Source organism: Brevibacterium sp. K11IcPPYGO002, assembly GCF_050920635.1.
In the GTDB taxonomy this organism is placed as follows: domain Bacteria; phylum Actinomycetota; class Actinomycetes; order Actinomycetales; family Brevibacteriaceae; genus Brevibacterium.
Genome location: NZ_CP131929.1, coordinates 1,002,369 through 1,024,321, shown reverse-complemented (window position 1 = coordinate 1,024,321; position 21,953 = coordinate 1,002,369). Strand labels below are relative to the sequence as shown.

Below are 21,953 nucleotides of genomic sequence, written 5' to 3'. Positions count from 1 at the left end.
ACGCTGTCGCCGGCTCGGTTCGTGGTGGGGCGGTGGGAAATCGCCGAGGCGGTCGTTCAGTTCTCGTTTGTGCCCGAGAGGGCCTCGATGACGGTGAAGAGACCCGAATGGTCGAGTCCTCCGTTGCCCTGCTGCACGGTTGCGGCGACGAGCTGGGCGACCGTGGCGCCGAGCGGGATCGCCACTCCTGCCTCGCGGGCGGCGGCGGTGACGATGCCCATGTCCTTGTGGTGGAGTTCGAGCCGGAATCCGGGGTCGAAGGAGCGGTCGAGCATCTTCTGCCCCTTCTGATCGAGCACCTTGGACCCGGCCAGTCCCCCGCCGAGGACCTGCAGTGCCGCACTCGTTTCGACTCCATAGGCTTCGAGGAAGACGACGGCCTCGGCAAGGAGTCCGATATTGCCGGCGACCATGAGCTGGTTCGCGGCCTTGACGGTCTGGCCGGCGCCTGAGGGGCCGACGAGGACGATGGTCTTGCCGACGGCGTCGAAGACATCGGCCGCGGCGTCGAAGTCGGCCTGGTCTCCGCCGACCATGATCGACAGGACGCCGTCGATGGCTCCGGGTTCGCCTCCGGAGACGGGCGCATCGAGGGGTTTGAGACCGGCGTCCTTGGCCTGGGCCGCCAGTTCGGTGGCCACATCGGGACGGATGGTGGAGAAGTCGATCCAGGTGGCCCCGGCTGAGGCGTGGGCGAGGATTCCGTCGTCGCCGGTCAGCACGGCTTCGACGTCGGGCGAGTCGGGAACCATGGTGATGATGACATCGGCCCCGTCCACCGCCTCGGCGATGGTGGCGGCGGCACTGCCTCCCGCCTCGGCGAGGGCGTCGGCCTTGGCCGGGGTGCGGTTGAAGCCGCGGACGTCGAATCCGGCGTTGATGAGGTTCTTGGCCATGGGCAGGCCCATGATGCCGAGTCCGATGAATGCGATGGTCTTGGACATAGTGGGGGTTTCCTTCGAGTCGTCGGTGGTGAGGTTCAGGCGGTCTGGGCGGCGCGATCGAGCCAGTCGAAGGCGGTGGCGCGGTCCTGTTTGTATTCGAGTGCCACGGATCCGGTGTAGCCGAGCTCGAGGGCGCGGTCGATCCACTGGCGCAGCGGCAGCGATCCGGTGCCGGGTGCTCCGCGGCCGTCGGCGTCGGCGATCTGGATGTGGCCGAAGTTCGGGGCTTCGGCTTCGATGACGGCCGCGACATCGTCGCCGTTGACGTGCATGTGGTAGAAGTCGGCGAGCACGGCGATGTTCTCGGGCCCGTCGGCGCGGACATGTCCGACCACCTCGGCGGCGTCGGCGTAGCGCTTGAGCGGGTAGGCCTCGGCCCCGGAGACGGGTTCGACGAGGACGGTTCCGCCGATCTCGGCGACCTTGCCGGCGGCCAGCGCCAGGTTGGCGGCGGCCGTGGCGTCCTGTGCGTCCGCGTCCTGGCCGTCGGTGCGCAGTCCGTAGAGCGCGTTGAAGGCGCGGCAGCCGGTGCGGCGGCCGATGTCGACGACGATGTCGACGTTCTTCGCGAAGTCCTCTTCGGCACCGATGATCGAGACCATTCCGCGGTCGCCGGCGGCCATGTTCCCGGCCCAGAAGTTCAGGCCCTTGAGGGCGACCCCTGCGGATTCGAGGGAGGCGATGAACTCATCGACCTCCGCCGAGGTGGGGGTCGGGTTCCCGTCGAAGGGCCACCAGAATTCGACCTCGTCGAATCCGGCGTCCTTCGCTGCCTGGGCGCGTTCGAGAACGGGCAGTTCGGTGAGCAGGGTGGAGCAGTTGAGGACGTAGCTGCCAGGTGAGGTGAAGTTCTGGGACATGGAGCTCTCCTTTGAGTTGCCGCTAGTTTCCGTATTGTGGAAGTTTATTTCCATTCCGTGAAATCAGCATAAGCGGCCCATGGAGTTCCCGTCAAGACCTTCGTCCCAGAACTACGTGACGGCGGCCCAGCAACCTCGCGCGAGGTTGCTGGGCCGCCGTCAGGTAGTAATTAGGGGTGGAGGGAGGTGCCGTCGACCCAGACGCCCGCGATGTCGGCCGGGGTGCCCATGGCGAAGATCGTCGCCAGGGCGTCGCCGTCGTCGGCGGCGTGGCGGATGCCGACGTCCAGGGGCTGCCCCTCGGCGGGACGGATGAGCACGGCGTCGAAGCGCTTGCCTTCGCTGAGCACGCCGACATCGTCGAGTTCGAGCGCTTCGGCACCGGCCGCAGTGGCCAGGTGGAGCAGATGCGCCGAGTTCAGGGCCACTCCCCCGGACGGATCGAGCTGCTGCATGAAGTACGACTGCACCCCTTCCTTGAGCAGGTTGAACCCGGTCCCCGCCCCGACGTCGGAGCCCAAAGCCACGCGGACGCCCGCCTCGATATGCCGGCGCAGCGGGAAGAAACCGCTGGCCAGAGCCGAGTTCGAGGTCGGGCAGTGCGCGGCCACGGCCCCGGCCTCGGCCATGCGTGCCAGTTCCCGATCCTGCGGGTGGACGTTGTGTGCGAGTACCGTGCGCCGACCGACGAGTCCTGCCCGGTCGTAGGTGTCGAGATAATCACGAGCCTCGGGGTGGATCTGCGCGACTCCGGAGATCTCATCGACGTTCTCGTTCAGGTGCGAAGTCACCCAGATGCCCGGATTCTCCTCCACGAGTCGGCCGCCGGCGGCCAGCAGCTCGGGACCTGCGGAGAACGAGAACCGCGGCGTCACCGCGTAGCGCAGGCGTCCGTTCCCGTGCCACCGGTCGATGAGCGCCTGACTCTCCTTCGTCGAGCGCTCCACATCGGTGAGCAGCGACTCGGGCAGGTTCCGGTCGCTGGTGACCAGGCCAGAGGTGATCCGCAGCCCCGATTCTGAAGCGGCGGAGAAGAAGACGTCCATGGCGCTCGCGAAGTGCGAACCGAAGACCATCGCCGAGGTGGTCCCCGCCGAGATCAGACCCGTGAGGAATTCGCCGGCCACCGCCTTCGCGTAGGCCGGGTCGGCGAGTTTCGCCTCTTCGGGCAGGGCGCACTGGTCGAGCCAGTCGAGCAGAGGCCGCCCGAGGTGGCCGATGGCCCTGACCTGCGGCAGATGGACGTGCGTGTCGATGAGTCCGGGGATGAGCACACCGTCGCGGAGGTCGATGACCTCGGCGTCCGGATGCGCTGCCCGGGCCGTATCGACGTCGGTGCGGGAGGTGATGAGCCCGTCGTCGACGACGAGGGCGATATCGGACGCCGAACGCAGCCGGCCTCCGGTGAACGGGTTGTCCGGCGTGTCGAAGACGCGGGCACGGTAGATGACCACAGTGGTTCTCCTTGAGTCAGTGATGAAAGTCAGTGGTGAAAGTCAGTGATGGAAGTCAGCGTGAAGCTCAGCCGATGCGGCCGAGCAGGTCCGCGGCGACGCTCACGGCGATCGTCGCGGGCGCTTTGCCCGGCAGCTCGGGCAGTCCGATGGGGCAGCGGATGGTGTCGACGGCCTCGAGGTCGAAGCCCTCGGCGGCGAGGTTCTTGCGGAAGCGCTGCCATTTCGCATTCGAGCCGATGAGTCCGACCGAGCCGAGGTCGCCGCGGGTCAGTGCCGCGGAGCACAGGTGCAGGTCTTCGGCATGGTCATGGGTCATGATGACCACGTGCGCTCCGGCCGGCAGGCTCTCAAGCACCTCTTCGCCGACGACCGCGAATTCGCGGCGGATCCGCGCCACCGGCGCCTCCAACTCGTCGAGAGCCTCGAGCTGTTCCGGACGGGAATCGGACACGGTGAGGTCGAGATCGTGGCGGGCGAGGATCCGGGTGAGTTCGAGGCCGATGTTGCCGATGCCGAAGATCGCCACCGAGGCGGGCACCGGCAGGGGTTCGAAGAGCATGGTGACCTCTCCGCCGCAGCATTGGCGACCGTATTTGGCCGGAGCCTTGTCGTTGAGCCGCAGGGTGAGCATCTCCGGGGCCGTCTGACCCTCGGCGAGCAGTTCCCGGGCACGGGTGAGGGCCGTCATCTCGAGATTGCCCCCGCCGATGGTCCCGAACAGGTCATCGGCGGTGGCGATCATCTTCGCTCCCGCTTCACGTGGGGCGTGCCCACGCACCGCGGCGAGAGTGATGAGGACTGCCGGCACCCGAGCTGCGCGAAGCTCGGCTGCGGTGTCCATCCAGGTCATGACGGAACTCGTTGTCCTTCCCTCGCCGAGGCTGCCGCCCCCGAGCCCTGACCGCGGGCTTCTTCGATCGCCCAGAACACCGCTTCGGGTGTGGCCGGAGAGGCGAGGTCGACGCTGTGACCGGGTCGTGCGAAGGCCCCGACGGCCTCGCGCAGGGCTTCGCGGACGGAGAAGGCGAGCATGAGCGGGGGTTCGCCCACGGCCTTCGACCCGTACACGGCTCCCTCTTCGTGTGCCTTGTCGAGGAAGGTGACGTTGAAGACCTCGGGGACTTCGGAGAAGCTCGGGATCTTGTATGTGCTCGCCGCCTGAGTGGCCAGACGTCCCCGGCTCGGCTTGTCCGATTCGTCCCAGCGCAGATCTTCCAGCGTCAGCCAGCCGGCGCCCTGGATGAAGCCGCCCTCGATCTGTCCGAGGTCGAGCAGCGGTGACAGGGAGTCCCCGACGTCGTGGACGATGTCGACGCGACGCAGGGTGTAGGAGCCGTCGAAGCGGTTGACTTCGACCTCGGACACCGCCGCCCCGTAGGCGAAGTACTTGAACGGCTCCCCGCGCATCTGCGAGAGGTTCCAGTGCAGGCCCTCGGTGCGGTAGAAGCCGGAGGCCGAGAGTTGGATGCGCTGGAAGTACGCGGTGTTGATCAGCTCTTCCCAGGTCACCGTCTTCGGTGAGGACAGCGCGGAGACGATCCCCCGTGAGATCTCGACTTCATGCGCAGGAGCACCGAGGATGCCCGCGGCGACCTGTCGCAGCCGGTCGAGGATCTGGTCGCAGGCGTTCTTCACCGCTCCGCCGTTGAGGTCGGATCCGGAGCTCGCCGCCGTCGCCGAGGTGTTGGGCACCTTGTCCGTGCGGGTCGGCGCCAGGCGCACCGTCGACAGGGGCACGCCGAGGGTGGTGGCCGCGACCTGCAGCATCTTCTGGTGCAGGCCCTGGCCCATTTCGGTGCCGCCGTGGGTGACGAGGACGGAGCCGTCCTTGTACACGAGCACGAGCGCTCCGCCCTGGTTGAAGGCGGTGAGGTTGAACGAGATCCCGAACTTCACCGGAGTGATCGCCAGCCCCCGCTTGATGTGCTCGTGGCTCGAGTTGAAGGCGTGGATCTCGGCTTCGCGGGCCTCCAGATCGGATTGGGAGATGAGCTGATCCCAGCATGCTTCGATCCGCTCGGGGTGGCGTACCGGCTGATAGTAGGGAGTGTCCTGGCCGTCGGCGTAGAAGTTCCGGCGCCGCAGCTCCCGGGCGCTCAGTCCCAGCTGCGGGGCGACACGTCCGATGATGTCCTCCATGACGAGCATGCCCTGCGGGCCGCCGAAACCGCGGAAGGCCGTCTGCGAGGTCTTGTTGCATTTGGCGATGCGGCCGGTGACTCGGATGTTGGGCACCCAGTAGGCGTTGTCGATATGGCACATCGCGCGGGTGAGCACGGGTTCGGACAGGTCGAGGCTCCACCCGCCGTCGGCGGTCAGTGTCGCATCGAGGGCGAGGATCTTCCCCTCCTCGGTGAATCCGATCTTCCACGACGAGTGGAAGCCGTGTCGTTTGCCGGTCATGGTGATATCGCGGGTGCGGTCGAGCCGCAGTCGCACGGGCCTGCCGGTCAGCTTCGCACCGAGCGCGGCCAGGGCGGCGTAGCCGTGGGGCTGCATCTCCTTGCCGCCGAAGCCGCCGCCCATGCGCAGGCACTGCACGGTCACCTCGTGGGCGGGGACTCCGAGGACGTGGGAGACGATGTCCTGAGTCTCGGTGGGGTGCTGGGTCGAGGACTGGATGAAGACCTGTTCGTTCTCGTCCACATGAGCCAGGCAGGCCTGCGTTTCGAGGTAGAAGTGCTCCTGACCGGCGAACTCGAATTCGCCTTCGAAGACATGGGCGGCGTCGGCGAACGCGGAGTCGACTTCGCCCTTGTCGATCGACAGGGGTGTGCCGTGGTAGCTGTCGGCGGCGATCGCATCTCGCACGGTCACCAGCGACGGCATCTCCTCGACCTCGGCGGTGACTGCTGCAGCGCCTTCCTTCGCGGCCTCGAGATCCTCGGCGAGGACCCAGGCCAGGGGCTGGCCGAAGAACATGATCTCGTCGACCGGCAGCATCGGCTCATCGTGTTTGACGCCCTGGTCGTTGACGCCGGGGATGTCGGCGGCGGTGATGACCTTGACGACGCCGGGCACCGCATAGGCGGGTGCGACGTCGATGGCGCCGAGGCGGCCGTGGGCGGTCGTCGACTGCACGGGGAAGGCGTGGAGGACGCCGGTGAGGCGGCCGATGAGGTCATCGGTGTAGAGCGCGGTTCCGGTGACGTGGCCGAAGGCGCTTTCGTGGTGGTGGCGTTCGCCGACGACCGGGTCGGCGGGGCGCTGGGAGAGCTGGCTCATCACTGGACCTCCTTGCTGGTCACGGCCGGGTGGCCGAGCTGCTCGGCGTAGAAGCGTTCGAGGGAGGACCGCAGCATCGCGGTCCGGTATTTCGCACTTGCTCGGTGGTCGTCCATCGGGGTGCCTTCGGCGGCGAGGGTCTCGGCCGCCGCATGCACGGTCTCCAGGCTCCACGGTCGGCCTTCGAGGAGGGCTTCGGTGGCGGTGGCGCGCAGCGGGGTGGCCGCGACTCCGCCGAGGCCGATCCGGGCCTTGGCGATCATGCCATCGCGGATGTCGACGGCGTAGCCGATCGCCACCGAGGAGATGTCATCGAAGCGGCGTTTGGCGATCTTCTGGAACGACGTCAGCGGAGACAGCGGCAGCGGGATGCGGATGGCGGTGATGAGCTCATCGGAGGCCCGCACCGTCTGCCGGTATCCGGTGAAGTAGTCGGCCAGCGCCACGGTCCGGGACCCGCGCACCGAGGTGAGCACGAGTTCGGCTTCGAGGGCCAGCAGGGCCGGCGGGGTGTCGCCGATGGGCGAACCGGTGCCGAGGTTGCCGCCGATCGTCGCCCCGTTGCGGATGAGGCGGGAGGCGAACTGCGGGAACAGTTTGCCCAGCAGCGGAATGCTGCCGGAGAGTTCGCGTTCGAGTTCGGACAGGGTGTGGGAGGCACCGAGTTCGACGAACGATTCGGTGCGGCGGATTCCGCGCATCTCCTCCAGCCGGTCGACGGCGAGGATGTTCTTGGCGCGCGCTCCCTTGATGTTGACCTCGACGCCCCAGTCGGTGGCCCCGGCCACGACGGTGACCTCGGGATCCTGACTCAGGGCCTCGACCGCCTCGGCGAGGGTGGCGGGACGACGGTAGCGTCCGATCCGGCCCGTGGCGGTGTCGGCCCGCTGATAATCGGTGGCCACGGGGGCCGGTGCCGGGCGGTCACGGCGGGCGGCCAGCGCATCGTCGGCGGTGGGCTGTCCGAGAGCGTTCGCGGCGTCGCGGATGGGACGGTAGCCGGTGCAGCGGCACAGGTTGCCCGACAGGGAGTGGAGGTCGAAGCCGTCCTCGCCGCGATCGGGGCGGTAGTATTCGGCGGCCATCGAGGAGATGAAGCCGGGGGTGCAGTATCCGCACTGGGATCCGCCGCGCACGGCCATCTCTTCCTGGACGGGGTGGACGGTGTCTCCGTCGGCCAGACCTTCGGAGGTCACGACCTCTCCCCCGTCGAGGGCTGCCGCCGGCAGCAGGCAGGAGTTCACTGACGTCCAGCGGGTTCCGCCGGATTCGTCGGGGCGGGCGACCATGATCGCGCAGGCCCCGCATTCGCCTTCGGCGCAGCCTTCCTTCGCTCCGGTCAGACCCTGACCGCGCAGGAAGTCCAGCGCATTCGTATGGGGTGGGCCGTCGAATTCGCGGACGGTCCCGTTGATTGTCACTTCGGCAGTTGACTGGTCCGTTGTCGCTGCGGACATCGCACTTCACACCTCCCGCGCCTCTTCACTGAGGCGCACAGTGCATGGTTGGAACAATGTGCTTCGTTCTTCGAGCTTCTGGTTATCCATGCGAACAGCGCAGAAGAACGTGGAATCGGGGACTCATGCGTCCCCGCAGGTCAAGCCCCGTGGGCGATCTGACCCTTTCCCCAAGCTGAGTGTCCAACCATTTTTCTCATGCTCCCAAGATAGCCGAAATCGGGCCGCGAACGAAGTACAGGACGAAACCGGCCGAGACGACCCACAGCAGCCAGTGGACCTGGCGGGCACGGTTGCTCATGGCGTGGATGAGCGCCCAGGAGATGAATCCGACGCCGATTCCGTTGGCGATCGAATAGGTCAGCGGCATCGTCACCATGGTGAGGAAGACCGGCAGCGAGGTGCGGAAGTCGGTCATGTCGATCTCGCGGATCTGCGTGACCATCATGGCGCCGACGACGACGAGCGCGGCGGCTCCGGCTTCCATCGGGATGACGGCGATGAGCGGTGAGAAGAACATCGACAGCAGGAACAGCACACCGGTGATGCAGGCGGCGAGCCCCGTGCGTGCCCCCTCGGCGATTCCCGCTGCGGAGTCGACGAAGACCGTGTTCGACGATCCCGAGGCGGCTCCGCCGAAGACCGCGCCGAGACCTTCGACGATGAAGGCTCCGCGGATGCGCGGGAACATTCCGTCATCGGTCTGCAGTCCGGCGCTGCGGGCCAGTCCGGTCATCGACCCCATGGCGTCGAAGAAGTTCGTGAACACGAGGGTGAACACGAGCATCGTGGCCGCGAGGACGCCGATGTGCTGGAATCCGCCGATGAGGTCGAAGGAGCCGATGAGACCGAAGTCGGGAAGGGCGATGACCTGCTGCGGGAATTCCGGAGCGGCGAGGTTCCAGCCCAGCGGGTCCGGGTCGACCGGGTCGCCGACGGTGCCGAGCTTCGCGAAGGCCTGGATGATGATCGCGGCGATCGTGGCCACGATGATGCCGATGAGGATGCCGCCGGGAATCCGCCGTGCCACGAGGATGCCGATGAGGACGAGGGCGAAGACGAAGACCAGGGTCGGCAAGGAGCCGATCGATCCGTCCTGGCCCAGCTGGACGGGAGGTCCGGCCGGGGTGCGGGTGACGAACCCGGCGTTGACGAAGCCGATGAAGGCGATGAAGAGTCCGATGCCCACCGTGATGGCGATCTTCAGCGCGTGCGGGACGGCGTTGAAGATCGCGGTGCGGATGCCCGTGGCGCCGAGGACGACGATGATGATGCCGTTGATGACCACCAGGCCCATCGCATCCGCCCAGGTGACCTCCTGGACGACGGACACGGCGAGGAAGCTGTTCATCCCCAGGCCCGCGGCGAGACCGAACGGCAGCCTGGCGACGACGCCGAACAGGATCGTGATGACGCCGGCGACGAGCCCGGTGACCGCGGTCAGCTGAGCGAAGTCGAGGCTGTCGCCGGCGATGTCCTGGGAGCCGCCGAGGATGAGCGGGTTGAGGACGACGATATAGGCCATCGCGACGAAGGCGACGATGCCTCCGCGGATCTCCTGTCTGATCGTCGACCCGCGCCCTGTGATTTCGAAGAATCTGTCGAGAAGCCCCGGTCTCGAAGATGCGGTCTGCACCGCTTGGTCGTTGTCAGCCATTTTCATGGACCACCTCAGGTTGTTCGATTTGGTCAGTCGGCGACACCATCGTCGTCGACCCTGCGCCTTGAACATGCGCAATGAAACAGACGGGCATCGATCCTCGACCGATCCAAAAATTCCACATCCTGGAAAACTCTTTCTGTTTCATCGAGCAAGTCTCGCCGCTCGACCCTGATGTGTCAATCATCACACCCCTGCCCGCACCGATGCCATCTTTCGACGGGACAGACGAAACCCCTGATCAGAATCGACTGATCAGGGGTTTCCCGTGGCGGTGGCGGTGGGATTTGAACCCACGGTAGGGGGTTGCCCTACACAACATTTCGAGTGTTGCACCTTCGGCCGCTCGGACACGCCACCGCCGACAACTGTACAGCGGTGGACTTTCTGCGTCCAAATCGGTTCGCCGTGAGCTGGGACACGTCAGCGTCTGGCCGCGAAGAACTCCCGCAGCAGGGCCCGAGCCTCCTCCGCTCGGATCCCCGAGGTCACCTCCGGATGATGGAGTGCGGCGCGGTCCCGCAGCAGGTCCCAGACAGACCCGACGGCACCGGCCTTGTCGTCGAAGGTGCCGAAGACGACTCGGTCGATCCGAGAGCCGACGAGGGCCCCGGCGCACATTGCGCACGGCTCCAGGGTGACGACGAGCGTGCAGCTGTCCAAGCGCCACTTCCCCCTCGCCGAGGCGGCAGCGGAGATCGCCATGAGCTCGGCGTGGCCGAGCGGATCGGCATCGACCTCCCGCCGATTGTGACCGCGCCCGATGATCTCACCGTCCCCGTCGACGACGACGGCACCGACGGGAACGTCGTCATGAGCCGGGGCGAGGACCGCCTCGGCGAGGGCATGCCCCATCCATTCGCCGAACCGGGCCGTGGTCGCAGCGGTCAGCGTGCGGCCTCGAGCTGATCGGCGAAGCCGACGGTCTCACCGACGTGGGCGACGACCCGGGCGGGATCGGATCGATAGCTCTCGACCTGGTCGATGAGCGTGGCGGCGGGGACTCCGCGGTCGGAGTAGATATCGGCGTCTCCACCCCATTCGGAGTCGGCGTCGAATTCGAGCATCTCGACCTCGTCTTCGTCGTCGTCCTCGGCGGCCGAGTCCTCATCCTCCTCGGCGCCGAAGTCGTCTTCGGGTTCGGCATCGTAGGCGTCGGGGCGGGAGTCGAGGAAGTCGGCGAAGATCTCCGCGAACGGGCTCGCCTCGACGGCGGCGAGATCGGACAGGAAGACCTTGACCTCGTTGTTCCCGCACAGACGCACGAGCCCGAACCATTCGTCTTCGTGTTCGATGACGGCCACGGCCTCTCCGTCGTCGCCGGCGGCCGAACGCATCATATCGACGAGGTCGTCGAGGTCGTTCGCGTCGCGGACGTCGACATCGAGGGCGCGGAAGCCATCGCCGGAATCGGCCAGGATCTCAGTGAAGTACGACATGCCTCCATTGTGAACGCTTCGGACCGCATTGACCACTGCCGAAGCGGCGAAGTTCTCCCGTACCATTTGGGGTATGCATCTTCACGTAGCCGATCACCCGCTCATCGCACACAAACTCACCGCTCTGCGCGATGCGAACACGGATTCCGCTCGCTTCCGCCAGCTCACCGAAGAGCTCGTCATGCTGCTGGCCTACGAGGCGACCCGATCGGTGGCGGTCGAGGACAAGGAGATCTCGACCCCGGTGACGACGACCACCGGCACCCGCATCGCCGAACCCCGCCCCGTCGTGGTCCCGATCCTGCGCGCCGGCCTCGGCATGCTCGACGGAATGCTGCGCATCCTGCCCACCGCCGAGGTGGGCTTCCTCGGAATGGTCCGCGACGAGACGACCTTCGAACCCAGCGCCTATGCCGACCGCCTGCCCGATGACCTCACAGGTCGGCAGATCTTCGTCGTCGATCCGATGCTCGCCACCGGCGGCACCCTGGCCATGGCCATCGACTTCCTGCTCGCTCGCGGGGCTCGCGACGTCACTGCGGTGTGCCTCGTCTCCGCCCCCGAGGGCGTGGCACGCATCGAACGCGACTACAGCGATTCCGCCGAGGTGAAGGTGTACACGGCCGCACTCGACGAGAAGCTCAACGAGAAGGGCTACATCGTGCCCGGACTCGGCGATGCCGGGGACCGGATGTACGGAATCGTCGACTGAGACCTCGCGGATGACGATTTCGGTCGTCAGCCTCGGCGAGTGGGACGTCATATTTCGTCACGGTCGTCTCATTTTCGGGTTTTCCTTTGCGCGGCCGAAGTTTTGTGACAAATAATGAAGCCATGACTTCGACGATTCATCAGATGCGAATGCCGGGCGCACATATGTGTATGCCCTGCGTTCGTGGTCGGTGATCTCACTCCCGCTGTCCGGCCTCGAACGAGTTCACTCAAGCAGCGGACTCCTCCAGTCATATCGACCTCATGGTCGAAAGCAAAGGACAGCTATGCCGAATCCAGAACCCGCCTACGTCCACCCGCGCAGTGCAGTGGCCACTCGACGTGCAGGAGCCAGGTTGAGCGCAGTCGACCCGCAGAACGCACCGCACACCTTCGGACCGGCCGGGGTCGTCCCCTCGCCGAAGGCCGCTCGCGGAATCATCGTCTACATCGGACTCGATGAGTCCAAGGCCGCAGCCGACGGCACGAACCTCTCCGCGATCGCCGCCGAACTGCAGGCCTACGCCAAGGAACTGGCCAGCCAGGCCGAGACCCAGGCCGTCATCGCCTTGGCCCCGGAAGGCCGCGGCAGCGACATCGACGCCGTCCGGGCCGTGGCCACCGGCTCCCCCGCCGCGACAGGCGCGCCGGCGGCGACCCACGGGCCCGTGCGCTCGCGCATTCCCAACCGCATCCACCCGCCGGCTCTGCGCGAGGAGACTGCTCCGGCGGCTCCCGCACCCCGCGGTTTCGGTGGTCGCGCCGGCGATGCCTACACCCAGGCGACAGGGGAACGCCTGCGCATCGACATTCCCCGCCGCGAGGTCCGCATCGACGGTGACCTCGTCGATGTCACGACGAAGGAATTCGACCTGCTCGCCACCCTCGTCTCCCACGCCGATGAGACCCTGCCCCGGGAGGACCTCATCACCGCGGTGTGGTCCGGCGGTGAGGTTCCCGACGAACGCACCGTGGACGTCCATATCCGCCGACTGCGGCGCCGCCTCGGCGAATACGCCTCCGTGGTGCGCACGATGAGGGGTTCGGGATATCGCTACGACACTCACCCCGATGTGACGGTGTGGAGCGCGACGGCGCGTCGCTGATGTCGAGCGGCTGTGAGCCGCGTCGCAAGTCGCTTCCAGCGTGGGGCCAGACTTCCCGGTTAAGATCGTTGATCGATGAACCAGGCATATTCCTCACCGCGCAGAAGGCATAGCCCCGCGAAGGGCATCACCGCATTGATCTTCGGGATCCTCTATGCGGCATTCCTGCTTCTCCACAATCTGCTGCCGACGCGGATGGGCGTCGCGCTCATCCTCGAATCGGTGCTGCCGTGGACGGGGATCGTCCTCGCGCTCGTGCTGCTCATGTTCCTCATCCGCTTCTCGTGGCTCTCGGCCATCGGATTCCTCGTGCCCGCTCTGGTGTGGACGGGGATGTTCGGTCCGGCCCTGCTGCCGAACGATGATTCCGGTGATCCGGACCTGACGGTGGCCACCCACAACGTGGGGGCGAGGATGCCGCAGCCCACCGCTGCCGCGCAGAACATCGTCGACCGTGATCCGGACATCGTCACGATCCAGGAGCTCGAGTCGCTGTCGGGCAAGATCATCCACAAAGAGCTCGACTCCTCGTTCGAGCATTCTCAGGTCGTCGACACCATCGGAGTGTGGTCGAAATGGCCGATGTCGGAGCCCGAGGAGGTCGACCTCGGCCTGCAGTGGCCGCGGGCTTTCGCGACCACGATCTCGACCGATCACGGTGACATCCGCTTCTATGCCGTACATATGCCATCGGTGCGCCCCGGCCACGAATCGATGCGCAATGCCGCTCTGCGCCGCTTGGCCACGGCCGTGGAGACCGACAGCGCCGAGCATGTCGTCGTCGCCGGCGACTTCAACACGGCGACGACCGACAACAATATGGAGACCCTGGTGCCGCCGCTGCAGGATACCCGGGAGGAGGCCCGAGGCGGCTTCGGCTTCACCTGGCCCGCCCGGTTCCCCGTCACCCGGCTCGACCATGTCCTCTACCGCGGTTTCGACGCCACCTCCGACGAGGTGCTCGAACGCGGATCGAGCGACCATCGCGCCGTCCTCGCCGGGCTCGACCTCAAGTAGTCGGGGTCAATGCGTGCACTGCCCTGTCGGCTGCGGTGTGCGCTCGGCGGCACCGGCGTCGAGTTCGTCGGCGATCTCGGCTCGGGTGAGGGCGTAGCCGGTTTCGTCATCGGTGGCCGAACGGGCGAAGACCATGCCGACGACGTTTCCGTCGGTATCGATGAGCGGGCCTCCCGAATTGCCTTCCCTCACGATTCCGCGCAGGGCATAGACTTCCCGGACGACCGACTGCGAGTCGTAGATGTCGAGTCCGCGGGCGTTGATCTTCTCCCGCACGCGGGCCGGTGAGATCGTATAGGGACCGTTGGCGGGGAATCCTACGACGACGGAGTCGTCGCCGGGTCCGAGCCCGTTTCCGAAGTCGAGGGCGGGGGCCTCGAGCCCAGCGACTCGGAGCACGGCCACATCGGCTTCGGCATCGAATTCGACGACCTCGGCCCGGTACGGCCTGCCCTTGCCCCCGACCTGCACGGCCAGTTCCGTGGACCCGGCCACGACGTGGGCGTTGGTGGCGACGAGTCCGTCCTCATAGACGAAGCCGGAGCCTTCCGAACCGGTGGCGCAGCTGGTGGCCGTCGTCGTGATCTTGACGACCGAATCGTCGACGCTGCGTCCGACGGCGACCATGCCTTCGTCGGGTTCACCGACTCCGCGGATCTGTTCGGGCTGACCGGAGAACACCTGTGGGAACCCGGAGGCGCTCAGTCCCTTCGCCAGTCCGCCCAGCGCGTTCTGGGAAGAGTAGGGAATGGTGCGGTCGATCGCGGCGATGACGGTGGAGTCGGCGACCCAGCGGTTGGGTTCGACGAGCGGGGAGGTGCGGATGAAGCCGGCGGCGAGCCAGACGACGAGGACATAGACGACTCCGGCGGTGATCGTGCCGCCGATGGCATCGATGCCCTGACCGAGGTCGGAGTCCATGTTGTGCTTGATCCACGCGCCGATGCCGCTGCCGGCGAAAGCGAAGAGAACACTGAGGACCAACGGCATCGAGGCCAGCAGCATGAGCACACCCGGGTTGTCCATGACGTCGGTGCCGGCGCTCAGCGATTCGACGAACGGGGAGAGCAGGCGCCCGAGAATCCAGCCGACGATGAAGCCGGCCGCGGTTCCGAGCGCGGTGATGATGCCCTGGCGGAACCCGGCGAAGAGCGCCCCGATGCCGAGGACGATGAGGAGGATGTCGAAGATCGTCACCGCTGGAACTTACCGCACAGTCTGTCTGGAGGCCGCGAGCAGTCGTTCGCGGGCGTCGGAGAACTGTTTGAGTTCGGCTCGTTCGATCTTGCGTTCCTGTTCTCCGCCGATACCCGCGAGCACACGCATCCGCGTCGTCGACAGTTTGCCGGAGGTGCGGATCATGGTCTTCATCTCCTCCTTGCCGCCGGGGAACGACTTCGCCCAGTCGCGGCCGTTCTTCCGACCCTTCCAGGTGCCGAGCATGTCGACCTCGGCGTGGGTGAGCCAACCGGAGTTCGCATAGTCGCCGAGCATGTTCTGGGTGTGCATTCGCTCGCTGCGGCGCAGAATGAGTCCCAGCGTCACCCAGGCGGCGGAGAGAATGGCGCTGAGCACGACGAGGCCGATGATCTGCGGGAGCATTCCGCCCATCACGTTGCGGGTCGCTTGCCCGAACGCACCGAGGAGAGTCATCGAGGCGTTCCAGAAGCCGTGCAGGACCATGCCGAGTGCGAGCCCGGGCAGCCACATGAGGATGAGCGACCACCACGGCCATTTGCGGGCGGCGAGGCCGATCGACACACCGGCGCAGGTCGAAAACGCAGTGTGCAGCAGCGGTGAGCCGAGGCAGCGCATGGCGAATGTCACTGCCAGTCCCGGAAGTTCGCCGTCGTTCCACGATTGGCCGAGGTAGAGGATGTTCTCGGTGAAGGCGAATCCGGCACCGATGAGCGAACCGTAGACGAGCCCGTCGAGGGGGCCTTCGAAGTGGCGACGGGCGGCGAGGACGATGACGAGCAAGAGAACGGTCTTGGTCGATTCCTCGAGGATCGGAGCCTGAATGACTGCACCGATGACGTCGGGCACCCCATTGATGCCGACCATATAGAGCGCGATGTCACCGACGAGTGAGAAGCCGAGGGTGAGGATGACCGAGGCGACGGCTCCCCAGAGAAGACAGATACCCAGGAGGAGCTTCGGCTGCGGTTTCCATCGATCGAGCCAGAGCACATACGCGATGATTGCCAGAAGCGGGATCGCCGCGAGTCCGATGAGACCGAAGAGGCGGACGCCGAAGCTCAGTCCGCCGAGCAGAGCGAGAAGGCCGAGCCCACCGACAAGAGCGACGAGAACGAGGATCGCGGCGACGAGGCGGACGATGTTTCCGGTCGAATCGGGTTCGGTCTCCGGTTGTGCCTTTCGCACGGCACCGGTCCAGGGAGTATCGGTGACGACCTGTTGAGGTGCCTGCATTCCTGCACGGATCCGCATCTCCTGAGTCACCGTCGGCGCAAACCGCGGCTGAGCATAGACGCGAGCCTGCGCAGGCGGGGGCGCATACATCACCGGCTGACCGGGCATGGGTTGCCCGGGCATCGACTGCCCCTGAGGCGGCATCGGGTGGCCGGGAACCGGTTGCATCTGAGGCTGGCTCTGCATGTGAGGCTGGCTCTGCGGCGGCATGGGTCCGCCGGGCGCCTGCTGCGGAGTCGGCTGCTGCGACCCCTGCACTCGCGGCCGGAACCGATCATGATTATGCGGCTGGCCCTGAGGCGGCACCTGTCCCTGTGCCGGGGGAACATTCGGGTTCGGTGGGCCCTGCACCTGGGGCGGCTGCGGTCTCTGCGAACCGGGACCGTTCTGTGCCGACATAGATCGTCCTTCTGCAATGGGGGAAATTCCGCTCACCTCAGTCTAGAGTCCAAGCCCTCAGCGAACGGCCCCGTCATGTATCTGTCCAGCAACACTTCAGCCGACTGCCACGTTCTGCTGACGGCTCCCCGAGCCCCACTCAACCATTTTCGGGTGTGGATGGTTGCGAACTCTTCGACACCACCTCGGCGCATTCGATCATCGTCCGACTGCCGACGTCGCCCACCTCACGCGCCCGACGTCGCCATTCTTGCCTGCACCACTCCCCTCCCCCTCGCCTCCGACAGGTCGCCCACTCGCACGTCACATTCTGTGGATTCTCGAAGCGGTATCCACAGCCTCTCGGGCGGCCCTAGTCCGACACGGGGCTCTCCGTGTCGAATCGGTCTATGACTACTCTCAGACTTGCGTCGTTGCGCACCGCATTGCTTCTCACCGTCCTCACAGTCGCGTCCCTCATCGGGCTGGGACCGGCCATGGCCGCGGGACCACCGGTCAGCCTCGGCGAGGTTCCTGTGCTCACCGCTCCCAGCGCCTACGGACCGGGTATCTGGCACCACGCCAAACAGGGCAAGACCTGGTACGGCTCCTACCGGACCTTCCCGGACACCTCCGCCTACTGCATCGATGCGGGGAAGAAGTCCCCGCTGCCGAAGTACTTCAAGGGCGCGAAGGCAGACACGGTCACCTCGGCTCGCACCGCGTGGGCGCTGCACGAATACGCCGACTCGCAGTCGAAGGATGTGCAGGCCGCGCTGAGCGCGATGGCCCGCTTCGACAAGGCGCTCCCCCATGATCACAAGGTGCCGCCGGCGAAGCCCGCCGACCTGGGCAAGAAGTTCACCGGTGCCGCGAAGAAGCACTCGACGATCCTCGCCGAGGCGAAGAATTTCGCCGGCCCCTACACCCTCGACATCAGCCTCGAGCCGGTCATGCGCATGCCCGTTCTCGAGCCCTATGCCGCCCCGGAGTCCGCCCCTTCTCCTGACTCCTGGGCCTCCGATTCGCCTGCCAGCAGCAAGGACAGCGCCAAGGATGACCCCGGCAAAGGCGCGGTACTCGGCACCCCCACCGATGAGGCGACGCTGACGGTCTCCCTGCTCAGCGCCTCCGGAGCACAAGTCCCCGACGTCCCCGTCACGCTCACGACCGCCGGCGCCGAGAAGGCCTCGAAAACCATGACCACGGGGAAGGAGCCTGTGACCACGACACTGCAGGCGAGCACACCGGGCACTCTGTCCGTGACCGCGAAGGCGAAGGTCGCCCCACAGACTGTGCGCGTGTTCGAACCGACGTCCGGCACGCGAGTGCAGCGGGTCATCACCCCGGACACTCCCGCGTCCGTCACGGACAAGGCGTCACTGGAGCTGAGTTCCCAGCCGAAGGTGACCACCGAGATCTCCGATCAGACACCGACACCGGGAGAGCCAGTCACCGACGACTTCACCGTCTCCGGTCTCATCGGCGACCACACCGTCACGGTCGTTCACACTCTGTGGCAGACCGCGACGGCACCGACGCAGGGCACGAAGAACGATGACGCTCGCGAAATCGGGTCCGTGACGTCGAAGAATGTCGGCAACGGCAACCACACCTCCGGCGAGATCACCGTGCCGACTGACTTCCACGGCTGGCTGTACTTCACCGAGACGATCGCCGGGGACAAGGCGACGAAGGAGTGGAAGGGTGTCCACGGCCAACCCCGCGAGACGGGGTTCGTCCCGTGGACCCCGACAGCCGACACCGAGGCGGTGCTCGAGGGCACATCGACTCACGACGAGGTGGCCGTGACGGGTCTGCGGCCGGGTTCCGAAGCCGTCCTCACCATCACCGCCTACCATGTGGAGACCGAACCCGAGCAGTCGAAGAAGACCGACGGCACGGAGCTGTCCGTGCAGGACTTCACCGTCATCGCCGACGAGAAGGGCCACGTCGAGATCGACACGGAGCCGATCGATATGCCGATCGGTTGGGTCACCTATGTGACCGCGATCGAGGGCAGCGACGTCAATAGGGCGTGGACAAGCGATTGGGGTGTTCCCGCCGAGACCGTGCACCGTCCGCCCGAGGAGAAGCCGTCAACACCCCCGGCACCGGAAGAGCCGAGCACTCCGCCGGAGGAGCCAAGCACCCCTCCGGCTCCCCCGGAACAACCCGAGCAGCCGAGCACTCCCCCGTCTCCTCCCGAACAACCCGAGGCTCCTCAGGCCCCGGAAAAGCCCGAGTCTCCACCGGTCGAACCGGTCGCGGAAACTCCCACGGCGCCCGCGGCCCCGGCACCATCCGGTGAGCTGCCCCGCACGGGCACGACTGGCACCGGCATGCTCATCGGCCTGGGCATCGTCTTCGTCGGACTCGGCTCAACGATCCTGCTGATCTGCGGCAGCCGCCGCGAGAAGGACTGAGAATTGAGCTCAGGGGTGTTCTAGGCCGATCGTCCCGGCGAGAACACCCCCAGCCCGCAAGACTGCCGCCCCACGCAGCGCCAGATCGTCCAGTCTGTCGTCGAGTGCGGCGAGCATCGAGCTCGTGTCACCGAGCTCTCGCATCATTGCCAAGGCTTCGCGGATTTCGTGAATGCCGTACCCTCCGGACCGCAGCGCGGCAGTGCTCCTCGCATCTCTGATCGCTGCGAATCGGTAGAGACGCGCAGTTCGAGCCCCGGATCCCACCCGGTGCGGGGTAATCAGTCCCTCCGATTCCCAATATCGCAACGTGGATGCACGCACGCCCACCGCCTCAGCAAGTTCGGTGATCGTCATCGATTCGTGGGTCGTCTCGCCCCCAGGCTCGCCGGCAGTTTCAGCTTCGGACCGGATCGAGAACAGCATCGAGCGTGCTGCAACGACCTGCCGACGATGCTCGTCCACTTCAGTCACTTTGCCGGTGAGAAGGGCGATCGCCTCACCGGGATCGAGCCGCGGAAGTTCGGTCATCACCGATCGGGCAGCAACAGGGCCGACGGCGAAAGCAAGATCACGGTATGCGGACAATGCACTGACATGCACGTCTGAGTACCGCCGGTAGCCGTTGACCTCCCGTGCGGCCGCGGGAATGACACCGCGGGATTCGAGCTGACGGACCTGCTGTACCGAGTACCCGCTGATCGAAGCCACGTCCGAAGTGCGAAGAGTGATCACTTCCCTAGAGAAACCCGACATAGGCACTTCAAGTGCACACTTGGATCATGAGTATGCACGAGATCATCGACCGAGTCCACAGTCTCGACGGACTGCTCCACATCGCTCCTGAGGCCGGCGGCCCGTACCCCGAGTTGACCTGGGGAGACCACTTCTTCTATTTCGCTCTCGACGGAGAAGTGCCTGCGAACACTCAGCCTTTCGCCACCATCACCACCAAGGACTACCCCGATGACACAGCCTCCGAGCTCTCGGCTCCCGATCGGTGGAGGCTCAATCTCCACATCGGGCGTGCCCGGTACTCCGCACTCTTCGGCGAACCTGACCCCGATGTCGACGCGAACGCGGACATCCTGGGTCAGCAGTCCGTCACAGACGCAGTCCACCCCCACCCGCTGTATCGCAGGCAGGGGTGGGTAGCCGTCGTGAATCCGGGATCACGCACAGGGAAGCAGGTCGACGAACTCCTCATCGCCGCCCACGACGATGCTCGGCATCGCTGGAAGCGAGCTCATCGCCAGGGGTAGGGCCGCCGCGGCGGGATCCTCAGTCCTGCACCCAAGTGTCGGCCCAGGCTCGGGCGCCGTTCATCATCAGGCCGACATCGGCACCGACGAGAACGAAGGACGCTCCGGCTTCCAGGTACTTCCGTGCCTGCTCGGGATCGAAGGCGTTGACGCCGACAGGTTTGCCGGCAGCCTTCACTGCCTCGAAGGTCCTGGCCACCGCGTCGGTGACGTCCGGGTGGGTCTGCTGGCCGAGCAGCCCCATCGACGCGGCCAGGTCCGAGGGACCGACGAAGATCTGGTCGATTCCGTCGACCGCGGCGATCTCGGCGGCATTGTCGACCGCAGTCGCCGATTCGATCTGTACCGTCAGGGATACGAATTCCTCGGCGCGCCCCAGGTACCCGTCCACGGCGTTCCACCGGGAGGCCCTGGCCAGGGCCGAACCGACCCCGCGCACACCCTTCGGCGGATAATGGACGGCCGCCACGGCCGCCTCGGCGTCGGATTTCGTATCGACCATCGGCACGAGCAGGTTCTGCGCTCCGAGGTCGAGGTACTGCTTGATGAGCACCGTGTCGTTGACCGGCACCCGGACGACGGGGGTGGCCGGGTAGCCGTTCATCGCGCGCAGCAGACTCGTCGTGGTCTCGAGTCCGATCGGGGAATGCTCGGCGTCGATGAGCACCCACTGCATTCCCGAGGCCGCGGCGATCTCGGCGGCCACGGGCGAACCCGAGCACACCCACATTCCGGCCAGGTACTGACCGCCGCCGAGTCCGGCCACACGGTCGGTGAAGGTCTGCGGAAGCTCTACTCGAAACGGCATGTGATGACTCCCAGCTCTCCGTAGTCGGCGTGGACCGTGTCGCCGGGACGGACCCACATGGGGCGGGTGAACGATCCGGCGAGCACGGTCTCTCCTGCCCGCAGCACGTCTCCGTGTTCGGCGAGTTTGTTCGCCAACCACACGATTCCGCGCGCCGGATGGTCGAGGACGGCGGCGGCGACTCCGGAGTCCTCGATCGTCTCATTGCGATAGAGCAGAGCGTTCACCCGACGCAGGTCGACGGCATCGACGGCGACCGGCCGACCACCGAGGACCATCGCCCCCAGCGCCGCATTGTCGGAGATGGTGTCGACGATCGTGCGACCCTCCATCTCGATGCGCGAGGACAGGACCTCGAGTGCGGGGACGACGTACTCAGTGGCGCGGAGGACGTCGAAGAGACTGACATCGGGTCCGCGGAGCTCATCACGCAGCACGAAGGCGAGTTCGACCTCGATGCGCACCCCGGAGTACTGGGAATGATCGATCACGGAACCGGTGGCATAGACCTGGTCGGCGAAGATCGCTCCGTAGTCGGGTTCGGTGATGCCGGTGGCCTGCTGCATCGGCTTCGAGGTCAGTCCGATCTTATGACCATAGAGCCGACGGCCGGCAGCCTCCCCGCGACGGCGCCATTCGTTCTGCACCGCATAGGAGTCTTCGACTGTCATATCCGGATACTTCGCGGTGAGCAGACCGATCTTCTTTCCTGTCCGCTCCGCAGCCGCGAGATCGTCGGCGATGGCCGCGATCGTTGCCTCATCGAGCAT

At 66.2% G+C, this 21,953-nt stretch carries 20 protein-coding genes and 1 tRNA gene; 5 read left to right on the top strand and 16 right to left on the bottom strand.

Annotated features, from left to right (window positions below):
* Positions 1–56: 56 nt before the first annotated feature.
* The 11 genes from QYM46_RS04530 to QYM46_RS04480 all read right to left on the bottom strand — a co-directional run bounded on the left by QYM46_RS04530 (position 57) and on the right by QYM46_RS04480 (position 11,042).
* Positions 57–944 (bottom strand): 2-hydroxy-3-oxopropionate reductase, encoded by an 888-nt coding sequence (locus tag QYM46_RS04530; protein ID WP_169251502.1) that lies wholly within the window; start codon positions 942–944, stop codon positions 57–59.
* A 35-nt stretch (positions 945–979) separates the two neighbouring features.
* Complete coding sequence (locus tag QYM46_RS04525; RefSeq protein WP_432791028.1) at positions 980–1,804, bottom strand: hydroxypyruvate isomerase family protein; 825 nt, start codon at positions 1,802–1,804, stop codon at positions 980–982.
* Positions 1,805–1,974: 170 nt separating this feature from the next.
* Positions 1,975–3,258 (bottom strand): guanine deaminase, encoded by a 1,284-nt coding sequence (guaD, locus tag QYM46_RS04520; protein ID WP_432791027.1) that lies wholly within the window; start codon positions 3,256–3,258, stop codon positions 1,975–1,977.
* A 67-nt stretch (positions 3,259–3,325) separates the two neighbouring features.
* Positions 3,326–4,111, bottom strand: coding sequence for a xanthine dehydrogenase accessory protein XdhC (gene xdhC / locus QYM46_RS04515; RefSeq protein ID WP_025776996.1), 786 nt, complete (start codon positions 4,109–4,111; stop codon positions 3,326–3,328).
* On the bottom strand, positions 4,108–6,486 hold the full coding sequence (gene xdhB, locus QYM46_RS04510; protein ID WP_432791026.1) for a xanthine dehydrogenase molybdopterin binding subunit: 2,379 nt from the start codon (positions 6,484–6,486) through the stop codon (positions 4,108–4,110). Before xdhB ends, xdhC begins: the two co-directional genes overlap by 4 nt.
* The gene (locus tag QYM46_RS04505) at positions 6,486–7,943 is read right to left on the bottom strand and encodes a xanthine dehydrogenase small subunit (RefSeq protein WP_432791025.1); all 1,458 of its coding nucleotides are present in this window, start codon (positions 7,941–7,943) and stop codon (positions 6,486–6,488) included. Before QYM46_RS04505 ends, xdhB begins: the two co-directional genes overlap by 1 nt.
* A 196-nt stretch (positions 7,944–8,139) precedes the next feature.
* Entirely contained in the window at positions 8,140–9,600 is a 1,461-nt protein-coding gene (locus QYM46_RS04500; protein WP_432791024.1) for an NCS2 family permease, read from the bottom strand.
* Positions 9,593–9,751, bottom strand: coding sequence for a hypothetical protein (locus tag QYM46_RS04495; protein WP_432791023.1), 159 nt, complete (start codon positions 9,749–9,751; stop codon positions 9,593–9,595). The genes QYM46_RS04500 and QYM46_RS04495 overlap by 8 nt, the downstream gene beginning before the upstream one ends.
* 121 nt (positions 9,752–9,872) lie before the next feature.
* A tRNA-Ser gene (locus QYM46_RS04490) sits at positions 9,873–9,963 on the bottom strand.
* A gap of 63 nt (positions 9,964–10,026) precedes the next feature.
* Entirely contained in the window at positions 10,027–10,458 is a 432-nt protein-coding gene (locus QYM46_RS04485; RefSeq protein WP_432791022.1) for a nucleoside deaminase, read from the bottom strand.
* 32 nt (positions 10,459–10,490) lie between these two features.
* Positions 10,491–11,042, bottom strand: a complete 552-nt coding sequence (locus QYM46_RS04480) for a tRNA adenosine deaminase-associated protein (RefSeq protein ID WP_432791021.1) — start codon at positions 11,040–11,042, stop codon at positions 10,491–10,493.
* A 73-nt stretch (positions 11,043–11,115) separates the two neighbouring features.
* On the opposite strand from QYM46_RS04480, the gene upp reads away from it, so the two are divergent.
* The 3 genes from upp (at position 11,116) to QYM46_RS04465 (ending at position 13,876) form a co-directional block, all read left to right on the top strand.
* The gene (upp, locus tag QYM46_RS04475; RefSeq protein ID WP_025777002.1) at positions 11,116–11,754 is read left to right on the top strand and encodes a uracil phosphoribosyltransferase; all 639 of its coding nucleotides are present in this window, start codon (positions 11,116–11,118) and stop codon (positions 11,752–11,754) included.
* A 286-nt stretch (positions 11,755–12,040) separates the two neighbouring features.
* On the top strand, positions 12,041–12,859 hold the full coding sequence (locus tag QYM46_RS04470; protein ID WP_101594512.1) for a winged helix-turn-helix transcriptional regulator: 819 nt from the start codon (positions 12,041–12,043) through the stop codon (positions 12,857–12,859).
* Between the two features lie 75 nt (positions 12,860–12,934).
* Positions 12,935–13,876 (top strand): endonuclease/exonuclease/phosphatase family protein, encoded by a 942-nt coding sequence (locus tag QYM46_RS04465; protein ID WP_169251494.1) that lies wholly within the window; start codon positions 12,935–12,937, stop codon positions 13,874–13,876.
* 6 nt (positions 13,877–13,882) lie between these two features.
* Here QYM46_RS04465 and QYM46_RS04460 read toward each other — a convergent pair whose 3' ends face one another.
* Both QYM46_RS04460 and QYM46_RS04455 read right to left on the bottom strand, forming a co-directional pair.
* Positions 13,883–15,073, bottom strand: coding sequence for a MarP family serine protease (locus tag QYM46_RS04460; protein WP_432791019.1), 1,191 nt, complete (start codon positions 15,071–15,073; stop codon positions 13,883–13,885).
* Between the two features lie 9 nt (positions 15,074–15,082).
* Positions 15,083–16,432: a PrsW family intramembrane metalloprotease gene (locus QYM46_RS04455; RefSeq protein WP_432791018.1), complete on the bottom strand. Its 1,350-nt coding sequence runs from the start codon at positions 16,430–16,432 to the stop codon at positions 15,083–15,085.
* 665 nt (positions 16,433–17,097) lie between these two features.
* On the opposite strand from QYM46_RS04455, the gene QYM46_RS04450 reads away from it, so the two are divergent.
* Positions 17,098–19,113, top strand: coding sequence for an Ig-like domain-containing protein (locus QYM46_RS04450; RefSeq protein ID WP_432791017.1), 2,016 nt, complete (start codon positions 17,098–17,100; stop codon positions 19,111–19,113).
* A 9-nt stretch (positions 19,114–19,122) separates the two neighbouring features.
* Here QYM46_RS04450 and QYM46_RS04445 read toward each other — a convergent pair whose 3' ends face one another.
* Positions 19,123–19,848: a MerR family transcriptional regulator gene (locus tag QYM46_RS04445; protein WP_432791016.1), complete on the bottom strand. Its 726-nt coding sequence runs from the start codon at positions 19,846–19,848 to the stop codon at positions 19,123–19,125.
* A gap of 47 nt (positions 19,849–19,895) precedes the next feature.
* On the opposite strand from QYM46_RS04445, the gene QYM46_RS04440 reads away from it, so the two are divergent.
* Positions 19,896–20,375, top strand: coding sequence for a DUF6194 family protein (locus tag QYM46_RS04440; RefSeq protein WP_432791015.1), 480 nt, complete (start codon positions 19,896–19,898; stop codon positions 20,373–20,375).
* A gap of 19 nt (positions 20,376–20,394) precedes the next feature.
* On the opposite strand, the gene QYM46_RS04435 is transcribed toward QYM46_RS04440, so the two are convergent.
* Entirely contained in the window at positions 20,395–21,183 is a 789-nt protein-coding gene (locus QYM46_RS04435) for an HpcH/HpaI aldolase family protein (protein ID WP_169251489.1), read from the bottom strand.
* Positions 21,168–21,953 carry a fumarylacetoacetate hydrolase family protein gene (locus QYM46_RS04430; protein WP_432791014.1) on the bottom strand — a complete coding sequence of 262 codons (786 nt, stop codon included), beginning with the start codon at positions 21,951–21,953 and terminating at the stop codon, positions 21,168–21,170. Before QYM46_RS04430 ends, QYM46_RS04435 begins: the two co-directional genes overlap by 16 nt.